Source organism: Alkalibaculum bacchi, assembly GCF_937875145.1.
GTDB classification, from domain to species: Bacteria; Bacillota; Clostridia; order Eubacteriales; family Alkalibacteraceae; genus Alkalibaculum; species Alkalibaculum bacchi_A.
Window position 1 is genome coordinate 1 of the sequence record NZ_CALNCS010000029.1, and the last position, 5,940, is coordinate 5,940.

General features: G+C 32.9%; 8 protein-coding genes and 1 pseudogene. 5 read left to right on the top strand and 4 right to left on the bottom strand.

The window, feature by feature from the left end; genetic code table 11:
* Nucleotides 1-417, bottom strand: a 417-nt coding sequence (locus tag Q7P22_RS02315; protein WP_303860135.1) for a M20 family metallopeptidase, incomplete at its 3' end; no start/stop codon positions are given.
* A gap of 258 nt (nt 418-675) precedes the next feature.
* Here Q7P22_RS02315 and Q7P22_RS02320 point away from each other — a divergent pair.
* Nucleotides 676-1,422 carry a carbonic anhydrase gene (locus Q7P22_RS02320; RefSeq protein WP_303860138.1) on the top strand — a complete coding sequence of 249 codons (747 nt, stop codon included), beginning with the start codon at nt 676-678 and terminating at the stop codon, nt 1,420-1,422.
* A gap of 302 nt (nt 1,423-1,724) precedes the next feature.
* Here Q7P22_RS02320 and Q7P22_RS02325 read toward each other — a convergent pair.
* Both Q7P22_RS02325 and Q7P22_RS02330 read right to left on the bottom strand, forming a co-directional pair.
* Nucleotides 1,725-1,913, bottom strand: a pseudogene (locus Q7P22_RS02325) (aminoglycoside 6-adenylyltransferase); the annotation flags it as partial.
* A 131-nt stretch (nt 1,914-2,044) separates the two neighbouring features.
* A complete protein-coding gene (locus Q7P22_RS02330) occupies nt 2,045-2,569 on the bottom strand; it encodes a nitroreductase family protein (protein ID WP_303860143.1) in 525 nt (174 codons plus the stop codon).
* Between the two features lie 143 nt (nt 2,570-2,712).
* Between Q7P22_RS02330 and Q7P22_RS02335 the strand changes: the two genes are divergently transcribed.
* From Q7P22_RS02335 to Q7P22_RS02350, 4 genes are all read left to right on the top strand, one after another.
* Nucleotides 2,713-3,309, top strand: coding sequence for a TetR/AcrR family transcriptional regulator (locus tag Q7P22_RS02335; RefSeq protein ID WP_113920069.1), 597 nt, complete (start codon nt 2,713-2,715; stop codon nt 3,307-3,309).
* A gap of 525 nt (nt 3,310-3,834) precedes the next feature.
* Nucleotides 3,835-3,987 carry a hypothetical protein gene (locus Q7P22_RS02340; RefSeq protein WP_303860146.1) on the top strand — a complete coding sequence of 51 codons (153 nt, stop codon included), beginning with the start codon at nt 3,835-3,837 and terminating at the stop codon, nt 3,985-3,987.
* An 11-nt stretch (nt 3,988-3,998) separates the two neighbouring features.
* Nucleotides 3,999-4,511, top strand: coding sequence for a B12-binding domain-containing protein (locus tag Q7P22_RS02345; RefSeq protein WP_303860148.1), 513 nt, complete (start codon nt 3,999-4,001; stop codon nt 4,509-4,511).
* A complete protein-coding gene (locus Q7P22_RS02350) occupies nt 4,495-5,256 on the top strand; it encodes an ABC transporter permease (protein WP_303860150.1) in 762 nt (253 codons plus the stop codon). The genes Q7P22_RS02345 and Q7P22_RS02350 overlap by 17 nt, the downstream gene beginning before the upstream one ends.
* 23 nt (nt 5,257-5,279) lie before the next feature.
* Here the strand turns inward: Q7P22_RS02350 and Q7P22_RS02355 are convergent.
* Nucleotides 5,280-5,940 (bottom strand): DUF2399 domain-containing protein (locus Q7P22_RS02355; RefSeq protein ID WP_303860152.1); only part of this gene is annotated, 661 nt, incomplete at its 5' end.

Consider the following 5,940-nt stretch of genomic DNA (forward strand, 5'->3'; position numbering starts at 1 on the left):
GAAAGTCTCTTCACCTTCCTGAAAGAAGAATCGAACTTCACCAGGTATTTCATTCTTCATTTCAGATAAAATTTTTGCTGCACCAAGAAGCATAGCTGCATGAGCATCGTGTCCACAGGCATGCATTATCCCAAGTGTTTTCGATTTAAATTCAACATCCGTTTCTTCTTTTACAGGAAGTGCATCAAAGTCTGCTCTTAAAGCTATCGTTTTTCCGTTTTTCCCACCTTTTAATGTAGCAATTATAGATGTGTTTCCAGCTTTCTTATATGGTATTGCAAGTTTATCCAACTCTTTAATGATCTTTTCCTGAGTTTTAAATTCTTGTCCACTAAGTTCAGGATGTTCATGTAAATCTCTTCTAAAATTTATAATGTATTCTTCTATTGATTTAGCTTTGTTTAATATGTCAGTCATAAAACACCTCTTATTTAATCTATGAAGGTAGTATTTACTTAAATGTCTTTGAGCAAACAAAAATTAAGCAATCATTTCTTCTTTATTGTATTTTATCATGAATATTATGTTTTAAGTTCGTTTCTGGATAAAAAAGGTCAATGGTCTTATCAAAAAAATTTTAGGACTTTTCTTAAGATATTGTTGTATACTAATGGGATTAATATGATAAAATAGTAATAAATGGAATCCAAAAGCAAAATAGAAAGGAGAAATAATGTGAATAATACGAACACACTATCAACACTATTAATAGCTGCATTGTTAACAGCAGTATTTACGGGGTGTACACCTCAGAAAATAATAGGAGTAAATGAACCTGTAATTGATCAAAACGTAGAGGTTTATGAAAATCCTACAGTAAGTTCAGCAGAAGACGCAATCAAGTTATTAAAAGAAGGAAATAAAAGATTTGTAAATAATGAATTAGCGAACTATGACTTAAGCCACACTAGACGAAGTGAATTAACTGAGGGACAAAAACCTTTTGCAGTAGTGGTAACATGTTCAGACTCAAGGGTAGTACCAGAGCATTTGCTCGATCAAGGTTTAGGAGATTTATTTGTTATAAGGGTGGCAGGTAATATATTAGATGAAGCAGAAATAGGGAGTATAGAATATGCAGTAGATCATTTAGGAAGTCCATTAGTAGTAATATTAGGGCATGAGAGTTGTGGGGCAGTAACAACAGCAGTAGCAAAAGCCGAAAAACCTGCTGAAACACATACAACTGAGAATATCGACGCATTCTTAGATAATATAGAGCCTGCAGTTGCAAAGGCTAAAAAAACCGAGTTAAAGGGAAAAGAATTAATAGAAAAAGCAGTAGATATAAATGTTGAACTATCTGTCGACCAACTTTTAGAGGAAAGTAATATAGTAAAAGAGGGGGTAGACGCAGGTAAAATAAAAGTTGTAGGTGCTAAATATTTATTAACAAGTGGTGATGTTGAGTGGTTTGAATAGGAACGCAAAAGTACTTTATGATAAATAAGGGTTAAGAATGAAGGAGCAAGGTCAAGGATTTATGAGGGAAATAAGGAAGAATTCTCAAGGGAGCAAATGTTTATTCTGTCTAATGTGAAGGTAGGCATTTGCGGAATGAAGTAAATTTTGCTGTAAATATTTAGAATACTTACATAATAAGAAATTTTCTCAAAGAATTTTAAGGAAAAAGCAATCTATAATGAAGTGCTGTACCATAATCTCCAAAAAAAGGTAAACTTAATAAAAATTGATAACAAAGATTTAAATTTATCCTTTATGCTATTAATCCAGTCTTTGTTCTCCCTAAATGACCTTGTTTCAGTAACAACAAATACTATATCATTATCTTGAAATATATTTTTGGACACATTTGGATTTGCACGTGAACCTTCTAAATACACCGCACGAATACGAATATCGTTATTGGCAACGGCTATGATTAAATCCAACATTTCTTTTTCAGATCGCATACAATGTCTCTCATTATAGTTTTACATTTTCTATATTAGAACCTTACTCTAATTAATCTATTATATTATCATACATATTCCACTTAATAAGGAATATTAAATTTTTAATCTACTTCATAAGGAACTTTATCTTATTCTATATATTTCTCATACATTACCGTTTCGTCTATTTCCTTGCGCTCTGTAATATGACGCTCTGGACTTAAAAAGCCTTTGTCAGGATACCCAATCAGGAGTAGAGCTGATGCATCGATGTAATCTGGTAAATTAAATTCATTGCTGATAATGGCTGGATCAAACAAACCAACCATTACGCTTCCTATATTTAATTCTCTTGCCGCTAGCATCATATGGTCACAGACAATACCTATATCTAAATCACCTGAGCATTTATTGTCATATGGCCGTACTAATTCATTTCGTCGATCTCGACATACGATAAAAATACACTTAGAACCAAAGGTTTGATATGCTTTTTTGATTTTTAAAATATTTTCTTCACTCTGAACAACAATAATCCTTTGTGGTTGTTTATTACAAGCTGTAGGGGCGACACGTCCAGCCGATAGAATCTTATTTAAGTCACCTTTTGGAATCTGTGCTCCAGTAAAGCCGCGTGTTGTGCAGCGCTGTTTTGCCAGTGTTAAAAAACCCATTATTCTTCCCCCTTATATGCGAATAATTATTCGCATTATTATTATAACAACTTCATTGATAGCTGTCAACAAAATGCGAATAAACATTCACATTCTATTGACCTGATTTAAAATTCAAAGTATAATAAAAATGAGGTGATACTATGAATGATGTAAGAGAGCCCGTTCAAAAGCGTTCTATTGAAAAAAAGAAAAAAATACTAGATGCTGGGTTTGCCCTTTTTTGCGAAAAGGGGTATTACAAAACCAATACAATTGAGATTGCCAAAAGTGCTGGTATCTCAATAGGCTCATTATATAGTTACTTTAAAGATAAGAAACAAATATATATTGCTGCTTTTCACGATTACCTTGAAAATATTTCAGGACATTTACTGGAAAAATTGAGTTTCCAACAGCCTCTTTCACTGCCTAGTTTTGTCGAAAATTGGATCTGTTATTATATTGACTTATATGCCGATACCAGTCACGCTCTGGCTCAACTAAGAATGATGATATCAGAAGATATTGATATCAATCGTCACTTTTCCAATTTTGAAAATGAATATTTTTTAAAAATCACAGCGCTATTGAACAAAAATGGTATAGAGCAAGATGATTTATTTGAAAAAGTTTACACTTGCTGTATTTTAATCGATGCTCTTAGACAGGAGAAATCTACATTTTCACACGATGGTTTAGACTTCAATATTTTTAAAAACCAAGTAACCAAAACTGTTATTGCATTATTGTCTAGTTGATTTTTATTAAGGTTTTATAGCATTACAGAACAGCTCTCTTTTTCTGTATTTTCGTGTATGGCAGTTAATTTGTCATTTGATGACTCTATCTATTACAGAAAGAGCAAAGCCAACGATATGAAGGCTTTGCTCTTTCTTCAATTATCTCCCCCTCAAGAACATTTTTTACTGTTGCACGAACTTATGCATTAAAAAGCAATGTACCAAACAGTAAGCCTAAGGGAACATCACGAGGGACGCAAACATTAACATCACTTTTGCTCCCACTTTAAAGTATTACTTCAATCCACATGAAACCCCTTTGTTTTCAACGCCTTCATAGTTAATGTATTTCTTTCTAATATTATTAATCTCTTCCTCTAAAAAGGTAATTGTAATGAGATAGGACCTATCATGCTCCTTTATTAAATTAGGTTCTTCTATAATCTTCTAAAATTATGTTCAAATTATTTTGTTTAAAAATTATATCATAAGGATATATATACAACGCAACATATTATTCAACAAACAAGGAGGTTCTAATAAATGGATGATAATATTAAAGTTTATCTTAATCAATTTCAACAATATCTAGGAACCTATGATAAAGATTGCACTATAGAATATTCAATGAGTTTTTTATCCGAAAAAAAATCACAGTTCAAGAGCTTTACGAAAAAATCCTTACTCCCTCCCTAAATAGTATATCAATGACAAGGGCTGAGGAAGCCAGTGAAATCTGGAAAGAACATCTCATGACAAATATCGTGAGGACCATTATAGAATGTGCTTACCCATATGTGTTAAAGGAAAAGCACATTCATAAAGGTGAGTATAAAACACAAAGGGTAATCATTGTATGTCCTGAAGAGGAGTATCACGAGATTGGCGCTCGTATGGGAGCAGATTTTTTTGTCATTATGGATTATGAAGTATTCTACATAGGATGTAACACACCAAAAGAAACGCTCTACTCTGCCATTGATACCTTACACCCAGACATCATTGCTATAAGTATTACTAACGCCTTAAATTTGGTTTCGCTCAAAAGGATTGTGAAAGAACTCAAAGAAAAAACAGGAAGTAGTGTTAAGATTCTACTTAGCGGCAGTGCATTTATTCATGCCAATAAAAATGAGAAAGACTTTAACGCTGATGGATTAGTTCTAACATTGAAAGACATTGAATTATTTAGGAGGAACCAACATGAGACTAGCATTTAATATAGCATGGAGATTCTTATCCTCAAGCAAAGGGCAAACCGCCTTAATTGCACTAGGAATCGCTATAGGAATATCCGTTCAAGTATTTATTGGCTCCTTAATTGCCGGACTTCAAAATAGTCTTGTAGACACAACCATAGGAAGTTCTTCACAGATTACAGTACTTTCAGACGATAATAACGGGCGAATCTCTAATTATTCTTCTATTATAAATACAATAAAAGAGACAGATAAGAATATCACTGAAATCTCCCCTGCGGCGGATGCTTCTGGATTTATTAAAGTAGATGATAGCACATACCCTATTCTTATGCGGGGATTTGAAATTAATCAAGCAGATGGAATTTATAAATTAAAATACGAACTTTTCGAAGGAGCTCTTCCAGCGAACAAAGAAATTATCCTTGGAAAAGATTTTACAACGGAAATTGGTCTTAATGTAGGAGATAAAGTAGAAATTCTAACCCCATTTGGTAAAACAGAAGAAGTATCACTTTCAGGTATATATGATTTAAAGGTATCAAATTTAAATAAGACTTGGGCAATCTCAAATATGCAATTAGTACAAGATATTTTTGAGTATGGTGATGAAGTGACGGGAATTGAAACACAGTTAGAGGAAGTATTCGAAGCAGATATCGTTGCCGATAAACTAACTTCTACACTCCCCTCTACGCTTAAATTCTGTACTTTGTTCACTATTAAATATATTGATAATATTAGTGGTATTAAAAAATATACCTAGAATAAATCATACAACTCAGGTTCTTATATCCCCTCTAAAATATCCGAAATATAATATTCAAGTAATAGTTCTTGATAGGCACCATAACGCCTTTTCTTAATTTCATTAGCAATAACTTGTAACTCTGGACTTTTTATATTATCTAGCTTTTTTAGCCTCTGCTCTGTCAATTTTACCTTTGACTGTATTTCGTTGTACTCCTCTATACCGTATCTCCATAAAATCAGAGACTCTCCGTATCGTTGTTTTAATTTGTCTGCAATCATAATGCCCTCTGGATCAAAATCACCTGAGTAATACACCTTAACGTCATCTTGGACAATTTTATCTAGCAAAACCAAGGATGCCAGTCGTAGCTGTCCATAGGTGCAGATCGTAGATGGGCTTATTTTTCTTGTTTGATAGAGGACTTCACTAAATACTGTAGGATTTTCGAATACATATACCTTTTTGTCTCTACATTTTACTTCTTCAATATTACTAAGATTCAATAAAGATATTTGCAAAGGCTCTCCTGATTGCATAAAGCCCTCCCACCCTTTATGAATTTCTTCTGTTTTCCATGCGCTTATTCCACTGCACATAGTAAAATTAGATAGTTCATCAATGAGCAGTCCTGATTTATACAGCAATTCACTTTGTTCTTCAGCGTTTTCAGGATAAGTACAATTGAATTTATAAGCA

Coding starts and splice junctions, on each gene's coding strand:
- Q7P22_RS02330 (WP_303860143.1), bottom strand. CDS start 2,569: ATGGGTTTTTTAACACTGGCAAAACAGCGCTGCACAACACGCGGCTTT.
- Q7P22_RS02335 (WP_113920069.1), top strand. CDS start 2,713: ATGAATGATGTAAGAGAGCCCGTTCAAAAGCGTTCTATTGAAAAAAAG.
- Q7P22_RS02340 (WP_303860146.1), top strand. CDS start 3,835: ATGGATGATAATATTAAAGTTTATCTTAATCAATTTCAACAATATCTA.
- Q7P22_RS02345 (WP_303860148.1), top strand. CDS start 3,999: ATGACAAGGGCTGAGGAAGCCAGTGAAATCTGGAAAGAACATCTCATG.
- Q7P22_RS02350 (WP_303860150.1), top strand. CDS start 4,495: ATGAGACTAGCATTTAATATAGCATGGAGATTCTTATCCTCAAGCAAA.